Source organism: Rhodovastum atsumiense (assembly GCF_937425535.1).
GTDB classification, from domain to species: domain Bacteria; phylum Pseudomonadota; class Alphaproteobacteria; order Acetobacterales; family Acetobacteraceae; genus Rhodovastum; species Rhodovastum atsumiense.
In genome coordinates this window covers 5,805,588-5,825,390 of the sequence record NZ_OW485601.1, presented here as the reverse complement: position 1 = coordinate 5,825,390, position 19,803 = coordinate 5,805,588, and the positions used below count along the sequence as shown (strand labels likewise).

Below are 19,803 nucleotides of genomic sequence, written 5' to 3'. Positions count from 1 at the left end.
TTCAGGGGGGACGGGGGCGATTGGTGAAGCGGGCATTGCCGAGCCCGGTGCCGATGGTCAGCACCCCCCACTGCGGCACGTCGCGCATGAAGGGCGCCTCCGACAGCCCCTGCACCACGGCATCGTTGTGCAGCAGGCACACCGTCTCGTGGCTGCCGATCGCCGGGATTGCTTCGCGCAGCCGCGCCGGCAGGTTGAAGTCCTCCGCCTCCCAATCGCCGGGAAGGTTCTGGCCGCCACGGGCGATCCTGCCATCCGGCCGGATCAGGCCGGGGCAGCCAATGCCGATGAACGGCGCGAGCATCTGCTTCTTCTTGTGGGCGCGCTCGATCAGCGTCCGCAGCATCTCCGCCAGCCGTTCCACTGCCTGCTCGCGGCCCGGCTGGTCCTTGCGGTGCCGCCACAGCAGCGGCTCGCGCACCCGGGTGCGGGCGAGGTCGGGGCCCCGGTCCAGCCGCAGCTCCACCAGCCCGGCGCGGATGTTGGTGCCGCCGATATCGACGCCCAGGATGCTGTCATGCCCGGCGAACAGCCAGGTCGGGGCGAGGTGCGCGCAGCCGATCAAGCCGGCCTCGTCGGGATCGTGGCGGATCGGCAGCAGGTCGACCTCGCAGCGCTCGCCCTTCAGCAGCACGGCGGTCCGGCCGATCACCAGCTCGCCGATTCGTCCCCCGCGCAGCCCGCCGCCGACCACGATGCGCGGGGTGCCCTGCCAGTCGGGCGTGCGCAGCAGGTGGCGGATCACGCCGGCGAATTCCTGCGCGAACGCCTCGATGGCGGCCTGCACGACGCCGGCGGCATTGGGGTCGCCGTCCGCAAGCACGCGATCGAGCGTGGACTTGCCGATGGTTTCGGTGGGGGTGTCGCCGAAGGGATCCTCGCCGGCGGTCCGCAGCCGCTCCCGCCAGGACTCCAGCGTGTCGCGGAACGCGCCGCGGCTGGCGCGGTCGCCGAGGAAGCCCTCGTCGCTGCGCAGCTCGGCGTTGTAGGCATCGACGCAGACGGCGGGCAGGACCGATCCGCCATGCGTGGCGATCGGTGACGCCGGATCGCCTGATGTTGAGGACGGCATTGCCCGGGCCAACGGCGGGCGGAGCCTCGGGTTGCATGCGCCGGGGGCATCGTTGCCGATGGAGATTCACCCGGCGCGCGGGTGGTGCTATGTCCCGGCCATGTCAGCCTTCCTGGGTTACCTCGCCAACGCGCTCGCCCGCCCGAGCGTGGCCCTCACGCTCATCGCCCTGGCCGGGCTGGTCTGTCTGTTCGCCCGGCGGGCCATCCTGGCGCGCGTGCTGCTGGTGAGCGGCATCGGCTGCCAGGCGCTGCTGCTGGCGCTGCCGGTCGACCAGTGGATCGCCCGGCCGCTCGAGGACTGGTACCCACAGCGGCACGAGGCGCCGGCCAGGGTGGACGGAATCGTGGTGCTCGGCGGCGCGGTACGGCCCTGGATCGCCGGGGACCGTGGCACCCCCGGCCTCAATTCCGCCGCCGAGCGCATGACCACCTTCGTCGCGTTGGCCCGGCAGCATCCCGAGGCGCGGCTGGTGTTCACCGGCGGCATGGGGTGGATGACGCCGGGCGGCACCACGGAAGCGGACGCGGCACGGCTGTTCTTCGCCGATTTCGGACTGGCCGATCGGGTCGTCTACGAGGCGGCCTCCGACAACACCTGGGAAAACGCGGTGCTCACCCGGGATCTGGTGCGGCCCCGGCCGGGCGAGACCTGGCTGCTGGTGACCTCGGCCCTGCACATGCCGCGCGCGGTCGCGACCTTCCGCGCGGCCGGCTGGGAGGTGGAGCCGTGGCCCTCGGCCTATCGGACGCGGCGGCATTTCGCCTGGCGGCTGTCGCTGGAACTGGCCGACCGGCTGGAATTGCTGGATTCGGCCGCGCATGAGTGGCTGGGACTGCTGGCCTACCGCCTGCGCGGCCGCGCCGTGGCGCCGGCGGACGGGCCGGCTCCGCAGTAACCCGCCACAGAGGCTCGCCGCCCCGCCGTCCCGGGCCAACGCGAACCGGGGCATGGAAAGCGCGCATGTCCATGCCCATATTCCAGCGCAAGGCGGGTCGGGCCCGCCACGAAACGGTTTCGCACGACAATGCGGCCGGCGGCACAGGACGCCGGCACGATGCCGTGCAGCCATGCGACAACCATGCGGCGCAACCCTCACGCGGCCCTTGCAAATCGGCGTGCAGGAGGGCATTTGACGGTCCACATCGCACCGGCTCGTGGGGCCGGACACCGACGGGCGCGAGGGGCGGAAGCCTCTCCGCGCCCGTCGTTGGTTGTGCCCGATGGGCTAATGGAGGTTTGCCGTGTCCGGAACGCCGCTTGAGAGGATTCGCAATATCGGGATCACCGCGCATATCGACGCGGGGAAGACCACCACGACCGAGCGCATTCTCTATTACACGGGCGTGTCACACAAGATCGGCGAGGTGCATGACGGCAACACCACGACCGACTACATGGAGCAGGAGCGTGAGCGTGGCATCACGATCACGTCCGCCGCGGTGACGTGCGAGTGGAAGGACCACCGCATCAACATCATCGACACGCCTGGCCATATCGACTTCAACATCGAGGTGAACCGCTCGCTGCGCGTGCTGGATGGCGCGGTGTTCATCATCGAGGGCGTGGCCGGCGTGCAGCCGCAGTCCGAGACCAACTGGCGTCTCGCCGACCGCTACAACGTCCCGCGCATCATTTTCATCAACAAGCTTGACCGTACCGGCGCCGATTTCTACCGCGCCTTCGACACGCTGAAGGAAAAGCTCGATATCGTGGCGCTGCCGCTGCAGCTGCCGATCGGCATCGAGGACCGCTTCGTGGGCGTCGTCGACCTCGTCGAGATGAAGGCCATCGTCTGGGAAGGCGGCGAACTCGGCGCCAAGTACCATGACGAGCCGATCCCCGCGGATCTGGAAGAGAAGGCCAAGGAATACCGCCAGACCCTGCTCGACACCGCACTGTCGGTGGACGACGCGGCGATGGAGGAATATTTCGAGCATGGTGACGTCGCCGTCGCCACGCTGAAGCGCTGCATCAAGGCCGGCGCCATCAGCGGCGCCTTCCGCCCCGTGCTGTGCGGCACCGCCTTCAAGAACAAGGGCGTGCAGCCGCTGCTCGACGCCGTGCTCGACTACCTGCCGAGCCCCCTGGACGTCCCGGGCATCGCCGTCGCCGGCGAGGAAGGCGAGGAGGAGCAGGACGAGAGCCTGCGCCGCCGCATCAAGGCCGACCCGAAGGCATCCTTCGCCGGTCTGGCCTTCAAGATCATCAACGACAAATACGGCACGCTGACCTTCGTGCGCGTCTATGCCGGCACGCTGAAGAGCGGCGACACGCTGCTGAACACCACCAAGGGCCACAAGGAACGCGTCGGCCGCATGTTCCAGATGCATGCCGACAAGCGCGCCGAGATCAAGGAAGTCGAGGCCGGCGACATCGCCGCCTTCGTCGGCCTGAAGGACACCGGCACGGGCGACACGCTCGCCTCGCAGGACGATCCGGTGGTGCTGGAGCGCATGGCCTTCCCGGTGCCGGTGATCGACATCTCGGTCGAGCCGCGCACCAAGGACTCGGTCGAGAAGATGACGATCGGCCTGCAGAAGCTGGCCGGCGAGGATCCGAGCCTGCGCCTGCGCACCGACCAGGAGACCGGCCAGACCATCCTCTCCGGCATGGGCGAGCTGCATCTCGAGATCATCATCGACCGCCTGAGGCGTGAATACGGCGTCGAGGCGAATATCGGCGCGCCGCAGGTGGCCTATCGCGAGACCATCAGCAAGTCGCACACCGAGGTCTACACCCATAAGAAGCAGACCGGCGGCTCCGGCCAGTTCGCCGAGGTGAAGATCATCTTCGAGCCGCAGGAACGCAACGGCGGCGTGGTGTTCGAGAACAAGGTGGTCGGCGGCTCGGTGCCGCGGGAATACATCCCGGCGGTCGAGAAGGGCATCAAGATGCAGGCCGACACCGGCGTGCTGGCCGGCTTCCCCACGGTGGACTTCAAGTACACCCTGGTGGACGGCAAGTACCACGACGTCGACTCCTCGGCGCTGGCCTTCGAAATCGCCGCCAAGGCCTGCTTCCGCGAAGGCATGAAGAAGGCCGGGCCGATCATCCTCGAGCCGATCATGGACGTGGAAGTGACCACGCCGCAGGACCATGTCGGCGACGTGGTGGGCGACCTCAACCGCCGCCGCGGCATGATCCAGAACCAGGAGAGCGCCGGCTCCACCGTCATGGTGCGCGCGCACGTGCCGCTGAAGGAAATGTTCGGCTACATTTCCGACCTGCGCAGCATGACCAAGGGCCGCGCGTCCTTCACCATGCAGTTCAACCACTACGAGCCGGTGCCGCGGAACATCGCCGACGAGATCATGGCGAAGAGCGCGTAAGCGCTCTCAGGCGGACACGACGACAGCAGGGGCGGGGGCGAGTGATCGCCTCCGCCCCTGGCGTTTGAAAGGCCAGGGCTCCGCCCTGGACCTGCCAAGGGCCACAAGGCCCTTGGATCCCAGTCTCGCTGCGCGGCACAGAAATTTATGGGTTCCAAGGGCGAAGCCCTTGGTCGGTCCAGGGCGAAGCCCTGGTCGGGTGCGGGGCAACGCCCCGCGCTATGTCAGGGCCGTGCAGACCTGGTCCACCTGGGCATCCGTCAGTTCCGGATACATCGGCAGGCTCAGCACTTCGGCCGCGGCGCGTTCGCTCTCGCGGCAGGCGGCGGGTCCCAGGGCGACGCGGCCGCAATAGGCCGCCTGCAGGTGCACCGGCACCGGGTAGTGCACGCCCGTACCGATGCCGCGCTCGCGCAGCCGGGCCTGCAAGGCCGCGCGGTCGGGCACGCGGATGACGTATTGGTGGAAGACGTGGCCGGCCTCGGGGCGGCGTGCCGGCGGCGTGATCGCCGTGCCGGCCAGGGCTGCGTCGTAGCGGGCGGCGATGGCGGCGCGGCGGGCGTTCTGCGCGTGCAGATGCGGCAGCTTGGCGCGCAGGATCGCGGCCTGCAGTTCGTCGAGCCGGCTGTTCACGCCGATATCCTCCGAAATGTAGTGCCGGCGCCAGCCGTACTGGCGCAGGGCTGCGAGGCGTTCGGCCAGGGCCGTGTCGGCGGTCGCGATCACCCCGCCATCGCCCAGCGCGCCCAGGTTCTTCGTGGGATAGAGCGAGAAACAGGCGACCTGTCCGAAGGTCCCGACCGTGCGCCCGTGCAACGTCGCGCCATGCGCCTGGCTGCAATCCTCGATCATGGCGGCGCCGTGGCGGTCGCAGGTGGCGGCGATCGCATCGAGATCCGCGGCCTGCCCGTAGAGATGCACCGGGATCACCGCCCGGATCGGCGGCAGGCCGGCCGGCGGATGGGCCAGCACGGTGTCCAGCTCGACCGGATCGATCGTGTAGTGGCGTGGATCGATATCGATCAGCACCGGGGTGGCGCCGGCCATCTCGATCGCCGCCACGGTGGCGACCGCGGTGTGCGACACGGTGGCCACGGCGCAGCCCGGCCCGATGCCCAAGGCCCGCAGGGCGAGTGCCAGCGCATCCGTGCCGTTGCCGCAGCCCACGGCGTGGGGGATGCCGAGCCAGGCGGCGAACTCCCGTTCGAAGCCGCGCCCTTCCTCGCCCAGGACATACCATCCCGACGCGAGCGCGCGTTGGATCGCGGCGTCGATCTCCGGTTTCAGGGCCCGGTATCCGGCCCCGGGATTGGCCTGTGGCACGCTGAGCGGCGTGGAGGTCATGGTATCGCCCTCTTCAGAGATACGCCGCCAGGCGCGGCCGGAACCAGTCGAGCGAGCGCCGGATGCCGTCCTCCAGCCCGACCTCGGGGGTCCATCCGGTGGCCTGCCGGAACGCCCGGTCATCGGCATGGTAGCTGCCGATGTCGATGCGGGCCCGGTCGGCGGGGAATTCCCGGATGGTGTAGCGCGCGCCGGCCCCGGCCACCCGGACGGTGATGTCGGCAATTTCCTTCAGACTCGCCGGCGGCGAGCCTCCGATGTTGAAGATCCGGCCGTGGCAGGCGGGGGTCGCGCCGGCCAGCAGGAAGGCGTTGGTCACGTCGTCGACATAGGTCATGTCGCGCAGTTGCTCGCCGCCCCACACCTCGAACGGCCGGTCCTCCAGCACCGAGCGGATCCAGATGCCGAGGAAGGTCTGGCGCGCGTCGCGGATGCGCAGGCGCGGCCCGTAGCAATTGGTCAGGCGCAGGCTGACCACCGGCCGGCCGTTCACCCGGTGCTCGATCATCCAGTATTGCTCGCCGGCGAATTTCGAGACGCCGTTGGCATCCGGCGGGTTGACCGGATGCTCCTCGTCGACCGGCAAATGGTGGGCGCGTCCGTAGAACTGGCGGGTAGAGGCGTGCACCACCACCGCGTCCGGGGCCGCCTCGCGCGCCGCCTGGATCAGCCGCACCTGCGCCACCGCGTTCACCGCGATGTCGGCCAGCGGGTCGCGTTGGCCGCCCATGTGGCTGGTCTGGGCGGCGAGATTGAAGATCACTTCCGCCCCCTCGCAGAGCGGCCGCAGGTCGACATCGCGGATATCCGCCCGCACCAGCTCGACTTCGGCGCCCTCGAGATTGGCGGGATTGGCGCCGCCGCCGAACAGGAAGCCGTCGAGCGCCACCACCCGCGCGCCCTGCGTTGCCAGCGCATGGCAGAGATTGGAACCGAGGAACCCCGCTCCGCCCGTCACCAGGACCTTGCGACCGCGCCAGTGCATCTCGTTCTCCTCGATCAGCCGTGGCAGCCTGCCGCGGCTTCGTGGCGGAACCCGGGCAGGTCCGCGACGGAGGGCGTGTTATGCGATCGGGGAAGGCGGGATGCCAAGAGCCCGTAATGATCGGCTCGCCCCGGCTGTCCCCGTTGGGAAACGGTTGCGTCGCCCGGCTTTTGCGACGGATCGTCGTGCTTCAGCCGCGGTAATGCGGCCGGTGCAGCCGGGCGCGCAGGCTGTGGCGGGGGCCGGCGAGCATGCCGCCTGCCCAGAGCGCGCCGGCGGCCAGGATGATGGCGGGGCCGGCCGGCAGGTCGGCGTGGTAGGACAGCAGCAACCCCGCGACCGAGGCGAGCAGCGCGAGCGCCACTGCGGCGCGCACCTGCCCGGCCAGTTCGGCGGCGAAATGCCGGGCGGCGACCGCGGGCAGCATCATCAGCCCGACCGACATCAGCGTGCCCAGGGCGGCAAAGCCACCGACCACGCACAGCACCACCAGGGCCATGAACGCCAGGTGCCAGGCGGTGCCATGCCCGCCCACGGCGCGCAGGAACCCCGGATCGAGGCTTTCCAGCACCAGCGGCCGCCAGATCACCGCGAGCCCGAGCAGCGACACCGAGGCGACCGAGGCCATCAGCAGCAGCGCCGGATCGTCCACCGCCATCACGCTGCCGAACAGCAATTGCATCAGGTCGATGCCGCGCGTCGAGGACACGATGGCGACGCCGAGCGCCAGCGCGATCAGATACAGCCCGGCAAGCTGGCTGTCCTCCCGTCCGCCGGTGGCGCGTGACAGCCAGCCCGCGAGCAGCGCCAGGGCCAGCCCCGCGCCCAGCCCGCCCAGCCCCATCGCCCACAGCGACAGCCCGCCCAGCACCGCCCCCAGCGCCACCCCGGGCAGGATGCCGTGCTGCAGCACGTCGCTGGTGAGGCTCATCCGTCGCAGCACCAGGAACACGCCGAGCGGCGGCCCGGCCAGCGAGAGCGCCGCGCAGCCGATCAGGGCGCGGCGCATGAAGCCGAGCGCGAACGGCTCGAGCAGGAAGGATCCGATCACGTCAGGCGGCGTCGCGGCAGAGTTCCGGCGAACCGGCCCAGGCTTCGGCGGCGAGCCGGGCACGCAGGCGATGCTCGGCGGTCAGCACCTGGGCGGTCGGGCCCCAGGCCACCTGCTCGCGCGCCAGCAGCAGCGTTTCCGGAAATTCCCGCGTCACCAGGTCAAGATCGTGCAGCACGGCGATGATGGTGCGACCCTCGCCATGCCAGCGCCGCAGCATGGCCATCAGGTCCGCGGCGGTGCGGGCATCCACCGCGTTCAGCGGCTCGTCGAGCAGCAGCACCGGGGCGTCCTGCAGGGCGAGTCGGGCAAACAGCATGCGCTGGAACTGCCCCGCCGAGAGCGAACCGACCAGCCGCCGCTCGAAGCCGGCCAGCCCGACCTCGCGCAGCGCCGTCGCGACCCGGTCGGCGATATCGGAGGGCAACCGGCGGAACGGGCCGATGCGCGTCCAGGCGCCGAGCGCCACCACGTCATGGCAGGTCACCGGGAAGCTGCGGTCGAGCGTGCCCGCCTGCGGCAACAGGGCGATCTGGCCCGCCGCCAGCCCGCCCCGGTCGATGCGTCCCTGGTCGACCGGGTGCAGCCCGGCGAGCGCGCGCAGCAGCGTGGTCTTGCCTGCCCCGTTCGGGCCCGCCACCGCGGTCAGGCTGCCCGGCGCGAACCGCCCGGACAGGTGATGCACCGCAGGGCGGCGTTCATGCACGCAGGTCACGTCCTCGAGCACGATGGCGGAGGGGATCGTCATGCGAGCACCCACCAGACGCCCAGCCACAGCAGGGCACACAAGGCCAGGGCCAGGGCCAGCCTCGGGGCGAGGCCGGACGCCAAGGACAGGGGATCGATCATGGTTATATTATAACATCTCCGTCCTCCATCGACAAACCCTGCCGTCCCTTTGCCTTGGCGCGTTTGATCGCGACAGCAAATCAAGGCTGGTGCTGTGGCGGAGACGGTACTATCCGTCACAGTCGCAGCACGAGTTTTCCAGCAGCAGCGTCGGGGATACATGACTGTTCTCCCACCGCCTCCCGGCCCTGATCCCGATGCCGCGGCGCGCCGCGCGCTGCAGGAACATCGCAATCTCGCGACCGGGCTGCTGGTGGCCATGGCGTTGCTGACGCTGGCCACCTACCGCATGCCGCCCGGCCTGTTCACCGACATCCTGCAGGCCTCCGCCAAGGCCGGGTTCGTCGGCGGCGTCGCCGACTGGTTCGCCGTCACCGCGCTGTTCCGCCATCCGCTCGGCCTGCCGATCCCGCATACCGCCATCATCCCCAACCAGAAGGAGCGGCTCGGCCGGGCGCTCGGCCGCTTCGTCGCGGGGCATGTGTTCACCCGCGAGGACGTCGCCCGCTTCCTGCAGCAGATCGACCTGCCGGGCATCGTGCGGCGCTTCCTCGCCGATCCCGCCACCCGCCGGCCCGCCGCCGAGGCGATGGCCGCCATGCTGCCGCGCTTCCTGCGCACGCTCGAGGACGGGCGGGCCCGGCATGTGCTCGCGCGGCTTGCTCCACGCCTGCTCGGCGGCCCCGGGGCCGGGCGCCTGGTCAGTCAGGCACTGGGCAAGCTGGTGGAAGGCGGCAAGCACCAGGATGTGTTCAGCTTCATCCTCGGCAGCCTCAAGGCCACGCTGACCAGCCGCGAGGGCGCGCTGAAGCGGGCGATCGAGGATCGCGTCGCCGAGCAGGGCGGAAAGCTGGTCGGCTGGGCGATCGGCGCGGCGGTGGCGCACAAGGTCATCGGCACCATCAATGCCGAGCTGGCACGCATGGAGCCCGACAGCTCCGAGATGCGCGCTGCCTTCGACGAATGGGTGCGCCGCGAGATCAGCCGCATCGAGACCGACCCGGCCCGCGCCACCGAGATCGGGGCGACGATCCGCGGCGTGGTGGCGCACGAGACCATCCGTGTCTGGCTCGCCGATGTCTGGCACCGCCTGCGCGATATCATCGAGACGGACGTGACGCGGCAGGACGGCCATACCGTCGCCTTCATCGAGGGGGCGCTGGCCAATCTCGGCACCATGATCGAGCATGACCCGGACGTGCGCGCCCGGCTGCAGGCCGCCGCGGGCAGCGTCGCCGGCACCTTGCTGCCGGCCGCGCAGGTGCAGCTCGCCACCTTCATCGGTGACGTGGTGGCGCGCTGGGATGCCGAGACGGTGACCGACAAGCTGGAATTGCGGGTCGGACGCGACCTGCAATACGTGCGCATCAACGGCACGATCGTCGGGTTTCTGGTGGGCGGGACGGTCTATGTGGTGCTGCACGCCCTGTTCGGGAGCGTGAGCTTCTGAGGCCCGGCTCCGCCGCCGTGGCGGCGGGGATGACTCCCTATCGCCGGTTCGCCCCGCTGCGCTGGCACGACAGGTTGTCCTCGGTCAGGCACCAGCGCACGATCGAACCAACCTCCGGGCCGGTTGTCGCGCATTTCTCGAAATCCGGCGTGACGCAGTAATGCGCGCTGTTCTCTTCGCTGAAGTCGACAGGCCGGGTGGGAGCGAAGGGACGGTAGACGCCGATCTTCATGTCCGGCAATTTGTGTTCGACGGCGACGGAGCCCGTGGGAACACCAACTCCGCTCAAGGAGGCTGCGTAATAGAAGCCGCCGCTGATGACGAACGCCATTGCGGCCGCGGCAGCGTACTCCGTAAGCAGCACGGTCTTCAGCCAAACAACAAGCACGGAAATATTGATCATTGTCACGCTCGGGAATGCGTGCGCAAAGTTGCACGCTCCAGAGGTGAATTTTCAAGAAGATTTTTATCCTGTGATTGGGTAAATCTGGAATGAATGCCGATTGTCACCGGATTTATATTGATCTCGTTTTATATCGATATCATGTTATTTTGTTATTTTGCGCCAGTGTTAATAGAATTCATAAAAATAACGTCAAATAACTTATGGATTTTTCCGCAAAATTTCCGCCCACGGCAATGCTGCCGTCCACCGGCGGATGTCAACGGGCGGGGAAGGGGGGTGCGCTCCCGGTTGGGGGCCGGGAGCTGCCGTTCAGGGGCGCCAGATCTGCCGGCCACGGCGGCCGGCGCCGCGGGCCAGTTGCCACAACCGCCAGCGCCAGGCGGCATAGGCGATGCCGGCGGCAACCAGGGCAATGGGAACAAGGGCGATCGCCGCCGAAACCAGCAGCCCGGCGAGCACCAGGCCGCCGGCGACGAAGGCCACCAGCACGGCATAGACCAGCACGCGCGTGGCCAGCGGCGGGCGCGGCGGTTCGATGAACTGCCCATCGGGGGTCATCTCGATCTGCGGGCCGGGGCGGGTACGTGACATCTCAGTCCTCCTGCCCCCGAGGTGGCCCGGATCGGGGGCACGATCAAGTCTCGAAGCGTGTCTACGCACGTGACGGTTCGGTCATCCCCGCGGGTTTGGCGGGTTCCACCACCAGCACCAGACCACGCACGCCGACCACGCGCAGGATCGCATCCGGCTCCGGCACCGCGGCGCCGGCGGCAAGTTGCGCCGGCCAGTCGCTGTCGCCCAGCCGGACCCTCCCTTCCCGGCCGCGGAAGGACAGGGCCTGCGCGGTGCGGCCCACCAGCCCCGAATCCGGCGTGTTCACGCCCGGGCGCGCCCGCGGGCGGCGGCGCAGCCGCAGGGCGATGGCGATGCTGGCGGCGCTCAGCACGGCGAAGCAGGACACCTGCACCGCGAAGCCCGGCGTGACCGCCAGCACCAGCCCGCCCGTGCCCAGGGCGGCCAGCCCCACCCACATCAGAAAGGCGCCGGGGATGAACACCTCGGCGCCGAGCAGCGTCAGCCCGGCCGCAAGCCACAACAGCGCGGGCTCGATCGTGATCATGGCGCGCGTGTCATGGCGTGGCGGCCGGCGGCACGGGGCCGACCTGGGGCACCGAGCCGGGTGCCGCCGGCCGCGGCGGCGCCCCTCGCAGCAATTCGAGCGCCTGGGTGATCCCGGCGGCGAGCCCGGCGGCTTCCATCGGCACGATCAGCAACCGTCCGTTCGGCGCCGTCGCGATCGCGCCGAAGGCCTGCACGTAGCGGTCGGCGATGAAGTAGCGCAGGGCCGGCTCGCCCCCCTGCGCCGCTGCCTCGGCCACCGCGCGGGTGGCGAAGGCCTCGGCTTCGGCCAGGCGCTCGCGCGCCGTGGCATCCCGCTGCGCGGCTTCCTGCCGGCCCTCGGCGGCCAGGATCAGGCTCCGCTTGGCGCCTTCGGCCCGCATGATCGCGGCCTCCCGCTCGCCATCCGCCTTCATCACCGTGGCCCGGCGCTCGCGTTCGGCAGTCATCTGCAGGTTCATCGCCTGGATCAGGTTCGACGGCGGCTCGATCTTGCGCAGTTCAACGCGGCTGACCTTCACCCCCCAGGGGGAGGTGGCGCCGTCGAGGATCACCAGCAGCGAGGTGTTGATGCGCTCGCGCGAGGACAGCGCCTGGTCGAGGTCCATCCCGCCGATCACCGCGCGGATATTGGTCATGGCCAGCGTGGACAGCGCGAGCGGCAGGTTGGCCACCTGGTAGGCCGCCTTTTCCGCCTCCAGCACGCGGTAATAGATCACGCCGTCGACCGCGACGGTGGCGTTGTCGCGGGTGATGACGCTCTGCTCGGGAATGTCGAGCACCTGCTCCTGCACGTTCAGCCTGTGGCCGATACGGTCGACGAACGGAACCACGAAGTTCAGGCCGGGATTGAGCAGGCGGGTGAAGGCGCCGAAGCGTTCGACGGTCCAGACCTGTCCCTGCGGCACCGTCTTGGTGCCGGCGAACACCGTGATGACCACGAGGACGAGAACCAGGCCCCAGACAAGGCCAAAGCCGATTTCCATGCGAGGCCGGTCTCCACGAGGCGTGGCGGGAACCAAACCCGGCATTCCCGCCCGTTTACGATCCGCTCGCGGGCATCCTAGCATGCCGGCCAGGGAAGGAGACGCAAGAATGATCCAGGGTGCAACGACCCCGCTGCCGGTGGACCTGACCGGGCTGCGCGTGGCGATCACCGCGGGCGCGGGCGGCATCGGCCGGGTGATGGCCGACAGCTTCGCCGCCTGTGGGGCCAGCCTGTTCGTTTCGGACATCGACGAGGCGGCGCTGGCTGCCTGTGGCCATCCTGGCCGGCTGGCCGACGCGGCACGGCGGGAGGACATGGAAGGCTTCGTGGACGCGGCGCTGGACCGGCTCGGCGGGCTCGATGTACTGGTCAACAATGCCGGCATCGCCGGCCCCACCAAGCCGGTCGAGCAGGTGACGCCGGAGGAGCTGGATGCGGTGCTGCAGGTCGATCTCGCCGCCATGTTCCATTGCGCCCGGCGCGCGGTGCCGGCGCTGCGGGCGGCCGGCGGTGGTTCGATCGTGAACCTGTCCTCGGCGGCGGGACGGTTCGGCTTCCGCCTGCGCAGCCCGTATGCCGCAGCGAAATGGGGGGTGGTGGGACTGACCAAGACGCTGGCGATCGAGCTCGGCCCCGACGGCATCCGCGTCAACGCCATCCTGCCGGGGCTGGTGGACGGGCCGCGCATCCGCAGCGTCATCCGCAACAAGGCCCGGGCCGACGGGATTTCCGAGAACGAAATGACCGAGCGCGCGGTCGCCACCACCAGCCTGCGCTGCTTCGTCACCCAGCAGGACATCGCCAACATGGCGCTTTATCTCTGCAGCCCCTTCGGCGCGACGATCAGCGGCCAGGCGCTGGCGGTCGATGCCGACACCCAGGTGTTGATCTGAGCGCAGCCCCGCCGCACCGATCCGCCACGGGCCGGGGGGGCGATCCGCGGCGGTGGGCCTGTCTTGCCGTCGTGCTCATGGCAATCGCGGTGCTGGCGGGGATTCGGGCCGCCATGGCGGCCGGACCGCTCCCGTTGCCGGGCCTTGGCGAAGGGCAGCGGCGGTTGCCGGTGGATCCACGCAGCCCGCCCTGGCCGGCGGTGGCCCGCCTGCAGATCCCGGGGACGGCGCGGTGCACCGCCGTGCTGCTGGCGCCGCGCCTGGCGGTCACTGCCGCACATTGCCTGTACGCCCCCAGGCTGGGCGGCTGGGTGCAGGCCGGCGCGGTGCACGTGCTGGCGGGCTATGCGGCCGGCAGCTTCCTCCGCCATGCCACCGCCCTGTCCTACCGGATCGCCCCCGGCTTCGATCCCCGCGACACCGCCGCCACGCGCGGCGCCGATCTCGCGGTGGTCACCCTGGCGGCGGCGATGCCGGATACGCTTGCCCTGGCCGGGGATCCGCCGCCCGGCACCCCCGTCCTGCTCGGCGGCTACAACCAGGACCGCGCCGAGGTCATCGTGGCCGACCGGCATTGCGCCATCACCGGCCGCCGCGCCGATCCCGGCGGGCGCCCCTTGCTGCTGCATGACTGCGCCGGCACCCGCGGCACCAGCGGTGGCCCGTTGCTGGTGCAGGCCCCCGACGGCACGCCACTCCTCGCCGGGCTGCAGGTAGCCGCGCGCGGCGATGCCGCCGGCGGCGTCGCGATTCCGGCCGCGTCGATCCACCGGATGCTGGCGCAGCCGTGATCGGGGGATTGATGCCGATCAACGTCCCTGTCCGCCGCCCGCGCGAGCCTGGGTCGGACAAGGGAGGCGTGCCATGGTCGGTCTTGTCCTCAGCCCCGAGCAAGTGAAACTGGCGCCACCGGAAGTCCGCGCCTGGCTGCATGCGCTGCTGGAAGCCGAATACGGCAATCCGGAGCTGCATGGCGCGCGGGAGGCGCACGAGACCCTCGCCGCCATGACCCCCGAGGAAGCCGCCGCGGTGCTCGCGCAGATCCGCGAGGATTTCCTCGCCGCGCAGGTGTTCTTCGAGCTTGGCCGCGAGAGTGGCTATACACCGCATCTGCCGGCGCATCTGCACCGGGTCGCCATCCCCGACATCATGCGCCATGCGCAGATCGGCGAGCTGGAGCATCTCGCGGCCTGTCTCGACCGGATCACGGTCGCCTTCCGGGCCGTGCGCGGCGATCCCGAGGCCGTGCTGGTGGCCTTCGACCAGGGCGGCGGATGCTACGTCAACACGGCGACACGGCGGAGCATCCAGGCCATCCGCCGGCAGGTGGTCCGCCCTGCCGGGTCCGTGGCCACCCCGATGCCATAGGATCGCCGGTCCCGCACCATGCCCCTCGGCGGTTGAACCGATCCTGCTACGGCGCATCGGCGTCGGGCGGCGTCAGGTCATCGCGGACAGGCATCGGCGATGACCTCCGCCGTGTCGGAGTACCTGTCCTCGCAATCCATCGGATGCATCTGCGGATTGCTCCCGGGAACGCCCGCGCGGGCGTGAGGCATTGGCGCTTGCGCGGACGCCCGCAGTAACGGAGTACCGGTGTCCCCGTTGCACCACTGCACAAAATTCGGCGTCACGTCCTTTTCATCCGCAATCGATGGAAACGCGAACCTGTTCAGTGGACAGCGGCAGCCGCCCCGGCGAAGTTCATCGTGTCGACACGGTCAATTTTGCTTCGGTCCGGAATGACCGGCGCACGGCCCCACGGCGATGCCGGGAAGCGCGAACGGTCCGTTTCAAGGGACAATGGCATGCGCGGGTTGAAGTACGGCGTGATCATGATCGGCCTGGCCGGGGTGGTGCTGCCGGCCTGGGGTCAAGCCCTGCCTCTCGTCTCGGCCGGCACGGGCGTGCAGGACACGGCTTCCCAGGACAACGAACAGCCGGCCGATCGCGAGATCACCCAGCTCATCGACCGGGTGGAGTTGCAGGTCGCCGATGGCCGGGTCTGGTCGCCGCCGGGCGACAACGCCCTGGAGACGGTCCGGCGCATCCTGGACCTGGTGCCGCAGGCCGGCGAGGCGACGATCGCGGAAGTCAATGCGATGCCGCAACGCCTGCGTGACCGCGCCGCCATCGAGACCGCCACCGGCCACAGCGTTGAGGCACGGCGCTTCACCATCTTCGCCGATGCGCTCTCGCCGGGCAGCAATCCGCCGCCGCTGGCACCCCGGGTGACGGCGACTCCGGCCGACCGTTCCCCCCCACAGGAAGAGACGCGTTCCCCGGGCGTGACGCAGGCCGAGGCTTCCACCGGCATGGCCACCGATGCCTCCGGGCCCGGCATTGCGGCGCCCGCCCGCGCGGCGGAGCTCGCGACGGTATCGCCGCCCGTGCCCGCGCCGATGGCGGTGCCGACCGTGGCTCCGGCCAGCCGCCCGGCCCCTGAACCGGAGACGCGGCAGGCCCTGACCGGAAAACCGGGAACGTCCGTGCCGGGCATGCCCGCGCTGCAGCCGCTCGCGCCGGAGGTGATGGCGGCGCTGATGCGCCGCGGCGACGAGATGCTGGCAATCGGCGATATCTCGGCGGCGCGCCTGCTGTACGAACGTGCTGCGCTGGGCGGCAGCGGCGCGGCCGCCACCGCGGCCGGCCGTACCCATGATCCCGATGTGCTCGCCGGGCTCGGCACGCGTGGCATCCGGCCGGACCCCGAAGCGGCCATGACCTGGTACCGCCGTGCCGCTTCCCTTGGCGATCCCGAAGCCATGAAACGGCTCAAGCGACTGGAGGCAAGCGGAACGCGATGAGGCAAGTCTTGCGCATGGGCACGCGGCCAGGGCTGCGCGCCGCGCTGATGGGAATGCTGCTGCTGCTGGCGACGGCCGGCATCGCGGCGCGCGCACAAGGCAATGGCGACGCTGCCGCGCGGGCGAATGCCGAAGCCGTGGCACGGGCGAATGCGGGGACCGTCGGCGTGATCGCGGGCGGGGTCGATGGCACCTACATCCGCATCGCCGCCGATCTGTCCGCCGTGCTCGACGACGGCGAGAAGCTGCGGGTGCTGGCCCTGATCGGCAAGGGCTCGGTGCAGAATCTGTCGGACATCATCTACCTGAAGGGCGTCGACATCGGCATCGTGCAGTCCGACGTGCTGGCCTTCGCCCGCAAGCAGCGCCTGTTCCCCGGGGTCGAGCAGGCAGTGCAGTACATCGCCAAGCTCTATGACGAGGAGGTGCATATCCTCGCCGGTCCCGACATCGCCCGCATCGAGGATCTTGCGGGCAAGCCGGTGAATGTCGATGTGCGCGGCAGCGGCACGGCGATGACCGCCTCGGTGCTGTTCGAGGGCCTGGGCATCGCGCCGAAATTCACCAATGACAGCCAGGCCGACGCGCTGGAGAAGCTGCGGCGCGGCGACATCGCCGCCCTGGTCTATGTCACCGGCAAGCCCGCGCGGCTGTTCTCGGGCCTCGATGGGGCCGAGGGGCTGCACCTGCTGGCGGTGCCGCTCACGCCGACCTTGCTCGAGACCTATCTGCCGGCGCGTTTCGCGCATGCGGACTATCCCGGGCTGCTCGGCGAGCAGGAGGCGGTCGATACGATCGCGGTCGGATCGGTGATGGCGGCCTTCGCCTGGTCGCCGGGCAGCGATCGCTATCGCAAGGTCGCGCGCTTCGTCGATGCGTTCTTCGGCAATTTCCCGGCCTTCCAGCAGAAGCCGCGCCACCCGAAATGGCGCGACGTGAACCTTGCCGCCCAGGCGCCGGGCTGGACCCGCTTCCCGGCGGCACAGGAATGGCTGCAGCGCCAGACCGTGGCGGGCGGGCCGGATGAACGCGCCTCGTTCGATGCCTTCCTGGTCAGCACCGGCGGCACGCCGGCGGGGCTGAACGAGACGCAGAGGGCGTTGCTGTTCCAGCAGTTCCTGGCCTGGAGGAAACGGCAGGGCCTGTAAAACGCGGGGCGGTGCCCCATCTGCATTAGGATCAGCATCATGAAGTGTAGGGCGGATCAGCGTAGCGCAATCCGCCATCCCAAGCTGGCCACCTCGCGGAGCGTTGCGATGGCGGATGGCGCTACGCTGATCCGCCCTACATCACCTGCGCTGAAACTGTCCGAACACGGATGGGGCAGCGCCCCGCGCTACGCCAGGGCCAGGGTGATGACACCCGCCGCGATCAGGCCGATCGCTGCCATATGAGTAACGGTGATCGTTTCATCGAAGGCGTAGTAGCCGATCAGCGCGGCCGCGACGTAGGAGATGGCGGTACAGGGCAGGGCCACCGACATGGGGATGCGGCGCAGGGCGACGATGTAGAGCAAGGCGGCCCCACCGTACAGCGACAGTCCGATGATGGTGCGCCAGTCGAACAATTGCCCGATGAAATCGGGCGCGCCGGCCCCGGCCTTGAGCAGGGTCTGGCCCCCCATGCTGGTGGCGATGGCGACGGCCAGGGCAAGCCAGTAGGGGGTCATGCCGCGTCCCGCTGCAGGGAGGTGGCCTCGCTGCGTTCGATCAGCCGTACCGTGCCCTGTGGCTTGCCGTTGGACGAGAGGAAGGTGCGGCCGACATATTCGCCCATCACCCCGAGCATCATCGACTGCACGCCGGAGACCAGCAGGATGACGGTCATGGTCGAGGCCCAGCCACTCGGCGTGTTGTGGGAGGTCAGGGCCTCGACGATGGTCGCCACCGCGCCCACCATGCCGAGCGCGGCCATGGCCACGCCGGCGAGGACGGCCAGGCGCAGCGGCGCCAGCGAGAAGCTGGTCGCCAGATTGAGCCACAGCCGCACCAGCCGCTTGAGCGTGTAGTTCGAGCGCCCTTCGGCGCGCGGCAGATGGCGGACCTCGATGCTGTCGATGCGCTGCGTGACTTGCATCAGCAGCCCGTCGACGTAGGGGTAGGGGCCGCGGTAGCGGGTGACGGCGCGCACCACCAGCGCGGACATGCAGCGGAACGAGGAAAGATAAAGCCCCGGCGGCTTGTCCAGCAGCCAGTCCGCCACCTTGTTGGCGAAGCGGCTGCCGAGGTTGCGCCAGGCCGCGTGCTGCTTGCGGGCGTAGCGGGTATAGACCACGTCCCAGCCGCCGTGCCGCGCATGGTCGAACAGCCGCAGCACCTCCTCCGGGGGGTTCTGCAGGTCGTCGTCCATGGTGATGACATAGGCGCCGCGGGCATGGCGCAGGCCGGTCATGACGGCGTTGTGCTCGCCGAAGTTGCGGGCGTGCTCGATGTAGATGACCGGCACGGTGGCGTGGCGCAACAGGGCGCGACAGACCTCGCCGGAGTTGTCGGGGCTGCCGTCATTGACCAGCACGATCTCCAGCCCGCCTTCGGCGCGCAGCGCGCTGAGTGCCTCGACCAGCACCCCGATGGTGCCGGCGCCCCGGTAGACCGGCACCACGATGGACAGGGCGGGCGCCGGCACGGGCGCGCCGCCCGGACCGGGGTGCGTCTGGCCTGGCATGGCGGCGAGCGGGGTGGCTGGCATGGGCGGCAATCCTCGGGGGGTCTCTTGGAAGCGGTCTCTCAAGGGCGGATCGCGGTCGCCAGCACCGAGCCGCCGGCGGGCAGCGTCACGGGCAGGCGCCGTTCCAGGGCGGTGATCGCATGCAAGGTGGCGTCGAGCCATGGCGAAAACACGGCGACATCCGACCTTGCCTCGGCGCCGCGGGCCAACAGGCGTCGCTGCAGGATCATCAGCGGCAGCAACAGGCCGTTCCAGTAACGGGCGCGGATCCGGGTGAAGCCGGCGGCGGCGAGCGCGGCGCGGGTCTCGCCGGCGGTCCAGCGGCGGGCGTTGTGCACGCGCCGGTCGTGGGCGGAATGCAGCCAGGCATAGGCCGGCATGTTCACCACCAGGCATCCGCCGGGACGGATCACCCGGTGCAGCTCGGCCAGCGCGACCGGCGGATCGACGGCGGCGTGGCACAGCACGTCGGCGAGGATCGCGGCATCGAAGCTCGCAGTAGCGAAGGGCAGCGCGCCGACGCTGCCGCGCACCACCGGGGCCCCGGATTTCTGCCGGGCCCGGGCGGCTGCCGCGGCGGCCCATTCGATGCCGGTGAGGGCGAGATCGGGGCGCCGCCGGCGCAGCATCGCGAGCAATCCGCCCGTGCCGCATCCGCCGTCCAGGACGTGTCCGCGCACATCCTCCAGGGCATCGCCAAGCCGGGCATGCAGGGCGCGGTACCACCACATCCGTGTCTCCACGGCGTCCATCAGCCCGTATTCGCCCGGCTCCATGCGCCTGCCCGCCCAGTTCGGATCAGGCGTAACGGCCGGAGCGCCGCGCCACCAAGCGTTAAGG

The 19,803-nt window shown here is 70.0% G+C and carries 20 protein-coding genes; 8 read left to right on the top strand and 12 right to left on the bottom strand.

The annotated features are described in order from the left end of the window. Position 1: 1 nt before the first annotated feature. A complete protein-coding gene (locus NBY65_RS26250; RefSeq protein WP_150042227.1) occupies positions 2-1,072 on the bottom strand; it encodes an ROK family protein in 1,071 nt (356 codons plus the stop codon). A gap of 100 nt (positions 1,073-1,172) precedes the next feature. On the opposite strand from NBY65_RS26250, the gene NBY65_RS26245 reads away from it, so the two are divergent. Both NBY65_RS26245 and fusA read left to right on the top strand, forming a co-directional pair. Then, on the top strand, positions 1,173-1,970 hold the full coding sequence (locus NBY65_RS26245) for a YdcF family protein (RefSeq protein ID WP_162530660.1): 798 nt from the start codon (positions 1,173-1,175) through the stop codon (positions 1,968-1,970). A 346-nt stretch (positions 1,971-2,316) separates the two neighbouring features. Further along, positions 2,317-4,404 carry an elongation factor G gene (fusA, locus tag NBY65_RS26240; protein ID WP_150042225.1) on the top strand — a complete coding sequence of 696 codons (2,088 nt, stop codon included), beginning with the start codon at positions 2,317-2,319 and terminating at the stop codon, positions 4,402-4,404. 219 nt (positions 4,405-4,623) lie between these two features. On the opposite strand, the gene NBY65_RS26235 is transcribed toward fusA, so the two are convergent. The 4 genes from NBY65_RS26235 to NBY65_RS26220 all read right to left on the bottom strand — a co-directional run bounded on the left by NBY65_RS26235 (position 4,624) and on the right by NBY65_RS26220 (position 8,532). Further along, complete coding sequence (locus tag NBY65_RS26235; protein WP_150042224.1) at positions 4,624-5,748, bottom strand: DegT/DnrJ/EryC1/StrS family aminotransferase; 1,125 nt, start codon at positions 5,746-5,748, stop codon at positions 4,624-4,626. Positions 5,749-5,761: 13 nt separating this feature from the next. After that, entirely contained in the window at positions 5,762-6,733 is a 972-nt protein-coding gene (locus tag NBY65_RS26230; protein ID WP_150042223.1) for an NAD-dependent epimerase/dehydratase family protein, read from the bottom strand. 190 nt (positions 6,734-6,923) lie between these two features. Further along, positions 6,924-7,784, bottom strand: a complete 861-nt coding sequence (locus NBY65_RS26225; RefSeq protein ID WP_239002880.1) for a metal ABC transporter permease — start codon at positions 7,782-7,784, stop codon at positions 6,924-6,926. Position 7,785: 1 nt separating this feature from the next. Beyond that, a complete protein-coding gene (locus NBY65_RS26220; RefSeq protein ID WP_150042222.1) occupies positions 7,786-8,532 on the bottom strand; it encodes a metal ABC transporter ATP-binding protein in 747 nt (248 codons plus the stop codon). A gap of 261 nt (positions 8,533-8,793) precedes the next feature. Here NBY65_RS26220 and NBY65_RS26215 point away from each other — a divergent pair, with 261 nt between their 5' ends. Then, complete coding sequence (locus NBY65_RS26215; protein ID WP_150042221.1) at positions 8,794-10,083, top strand: DUF445 domain-containing protein; 1,290 nt, start codon at positions 8,794-8,796, stop codon at positions 10,081-10,083. 37 nt (positions 10,084-10,120) lie between these two features. Here the strand turns inward: NBY65_RS26215 and NBY65_RS26210 are convergent, their stop codons facing one another. From NBY65_RS26210 to NBY65_RS26195, 4 genes are all read right to left on the bottom strand, one after another. After that, positions 10,121-10,486 carry a hypothetical protein gene (locus tag NBY65_RS26210; protein ID WP_150042220.1) on the bottom strand — a complete coding sequence of 122 codons (366 nt, stop codon included), beginning with the start codon at positions 10,484-10,486 and terminating at the stop codon, positions 10,121-10,123. 312 nt (positions 10,487-10,798) lie between these two features. Next, positions 10,799-11,080, bottom strand: coding sequence for a hypothetical protein (locus tag NBY65_RS26205; protein ID WP_150042219.1), 282 nt, complete (start codon positions 11,078-11,080; stop codon positions 10,799-10,801). Between the two features lie 61 nt (positions 11,081-11,141). After that, positions 11,142-11,609, bottom strand: coding sequence for an NfeD family protein (locus NBY65_RS26200; protein ID WP_150042218.1), 468 nt, complete (start codon positions 11,607-11,609; stop codon positions 11,142-11,144). A gap of 10 nt (positions 11,610-11,619) precedes the next feature. Next, positions 11,620-12,594, bottom strand: coding sequence for an SPFH domain-containing protein (locus NBY65_RS26195; RefSeq protein WP_150042217.1), 975 nt, complete (start codon positions 12,592-12,594; stop codon positions 11,620-11,622). 109 nt (positions 12,595-12,703) lie between these two features. On the opposite strand from NBY65_RS26195, the gene NBY65_RS26190 reads away from it, so the two are divergent. The 5 genes from NBY65_RS26190 to NBY65_RS26170 all read left to right on the top strand — a co-directional run bounded on the left by NBY65_RS26190 (position 12,704) and on the right by NBY65_RS26170 (position 17,444). Continuing rightward, complete coding sequence (locus NBY65_RS26190; RefSeq protein ID WP_239002879.1) at positions 12,704-13,489, top strand: SDR family oxidoreductase; 786 nt, start codon at positions 12,704-12,706, stop codon at positions 13,487-13,489. Between the two features lie 113 nt (positions 13,490-13,602). Then, complete coding sequence (locus NBY65_RS26185; protein WP_162530659.1) at positions 13,603-14,280, top strand: trypsin-like serine peptidase; 678 nt, start codon at positions 13,603-13,605, stop codon at positions 14,278-14,280. 73 nt (positions 14,281-14,353) lie between these two features. Continuing rightward, complete coding sequence (locus NBY65_RS26180) at positions 14,354-14,857, top strand: polysaccharide deacetylase family protein (RefSeq protein WP_150042215.1); 504 nt, start codon at positions 14,354-14,356, stop codon at positions 14,855-14,857. Between the two features lie 440 nt (positions 14,858-15,297). After that, on the top strand, positions 15,298-16,296 hold the full coding sequence (locus NBY65_RS26175; protein WP_150042214.1) for a sel1 repeat family protein: 999 nt from the start codon (positions 15,298-15,300) through the stop codon (positions 16,294-16,296). After that, the gene (locus tag NBY65_RS26170) at positions 16,293-17,444 is read left to right on the top strand and encodes a TAXI family TRAP transporter solute-binding subunit (RefSeq protein ID WP_239002878.1); all 1,152 of its coding nucleotides are present in this window, start codon (positions 16,293-16,295) and stop codon (positions 17,442-17,444) included. Before NBY65_RS26175 ends, NBY65_RS26170 begins: the two co-directional genes overlap by 4 nt. A gap of 188 nt (positions 17,445-17,632) precedes the next feature. Here NBY65_RS26170 and NBY65_RS26165 read toward each other — a convergent pair whose 3' ends face one another. Genes NBY65_RS26165 through NBY65_RS26155 form a run of 3 tightly spaced genes read right to left on the bottom strand, consistent with a single transcriptional unit; the run spans position 17,633 to position 19,739 of the window. Next, positions 17,633-17,965, bottom strand: coding sequence for a DMT family transporter (locus NBY65_RS26165; protein ID WP_150042213.1), 333 nt, complete (start codon positions 17,963-17,965; stop codon positions 17,633-17,635). Continuing rightward, a complete protein-coding gene (locus NBY65_RS26160; RefSeq protein WP_239002877.1) occupies positions 17,962-18,984 on the bottom strand; it encodes a glycosyltransferase family 2 protein in 1,023 nt (340 codons plus the stop codon). Before NBY65_RS26160 ends, NBY65_RS26165 begins: the two co-directional genes overlap by 4 nt. 38 nt (positions 18,985-19,022) lie before the next feature. Beyond that, positions 19,023-19,739 carry a class I SAM-dependent methyltransferase gene (locus NBY65_RS26155; protein WP_150042212.1) on the bottom strand — a complete coding sequence of 239 codons (717 nt, stop codon included), beginning with the start codon at positions 19,737-19,739 and terminating at the stop codon, positions 19,023-19,025. Between the last annotated feature and the right edge of the window lie 64 nt (positions 19,740-19,803).

Coding starts and splice junctions, on each gene's coding strand:
- NBY65_RS26220 (WP_150042222.1), bottom strand. CDS start 8,532: ATGACGATCCCCTCCGCCATCGTGCTCGAGGACGTGACCTGCGTGCAT.
- NBY65_RS26170 (WP_239002878.1), top strand. CDS start 16,293: ATGAGGCAAGTCTTGCGCATGGGCACGCGGCCAGGGCTGCGCGCCGCG.
- NBY65_RS26250 (WP_150042227.1), bottom strand. CDS start 1,072: ATGCCGTCCTCAACATCAGGCGATCCGGCGTCACCGATCGCCACGCAT.
- NBY65_RS26190 (WP_239002879.1), top strand. CDS start 12,704: ATGATCCAGGGTGCAACGACCCCGCTGCCGGTGGACCTGACCGGGCTG.
- NBY65_RS26165 (WP_150042213.1), bottom strand. CDS start 17,965: ATGACCCCCTACTGGCTTGCCCTGGCCGTCGCCATCGCCACCAGCATG.
- NBY65_RS26175 (WP_150042214.1), top strand. CDS start 15,298: ATGCGCGGGTTGAAGTACGGCGTGATCATGATCGGCCTGGCCGGGGTG.
- NBY65_RS26210 (WP_150042220.1), bottom strand. CDS start 10,486: ATGATCAATATTTCCGTGCTTGTTGTTTGGCTGAAGACCGTGCTGCTT.
- NBY65_RS26160 (WP_239002877.1), bottom strand. CDS start 18,984: ATGCCAGCCACCCCGCTCGCCGCCATGCCAGGCCAGACGCACCCCGGT.
- NBY65_RS26235 (WP_150042224.1), bottom strand. CDS start 5,748: ATGACCTCCACGCCGCTCAGCGTGCCACAGGCCAATCCCGGGGCCGGA.
- NBY65_RS26195 (WP_150042217.1), bottom strand. CDS start 12,594: ATGGAAATCGGCTTTGGCCTTGTCTGGGGCCTGGTTCTCGTCCTCGTG.
- NBY65_RS26245 (WP_162530660.1), top strand. CDS start 1,173: ATGTCAGCCTTCCTGGGTTACCTCGCCAACGCGCTCGCCCGCCCGAGC.
- NBY65_RS26230 (WP_150042223.1), bottom strand. CDS start 6,733: ATGCACTGGCGCGGTCGCAAGGTCCTGGTGACGGGCGGAGCGGGGTTC.
- NBY65_RS26205 (WP_150042219.1), bottom strand. CDS start 11,080: ATGTCACGTACCCGCCCCGGCCCGCAGATCGAGATGACCCCCGATGGG.
- NBY65_RS26200 (WP_150042218.1), bottom strand. CDS start 11,609: ATGATCACGATCGAGCCCGCGCTGTTGTGGCTTGCGGCCGGGCTGACG.
- NBY65_RS26215 (WP_150042221.1), top strand. CDS start 8,794: ATGACTGTTCTCCCACCGCCTCCCGGCCCTGATCCCGATGCCGCGGCG.
- NBY65_RS26180 (WP_150042215.1), top strand. CDS start 14,354: ATGGTCGGTCTTGTCCTCAGCCCCGAGCAAGTGAAACTGGCGCCACCG.
- NBY65_RS26185 (WP_162530659.1), top strand. CDS start 13,603: ATGGCGGCCGGACCGCTCCCGTTGCCGGGCCTTGGCGAAGGGCAGCGG.
- NBY65_RS26155 (WP_150042212.1), bottom strand. CDS start 19,739: ATGGAGCCGGGCGAATACGGGCTGATGGACGCCGTGGAGACACGGATG.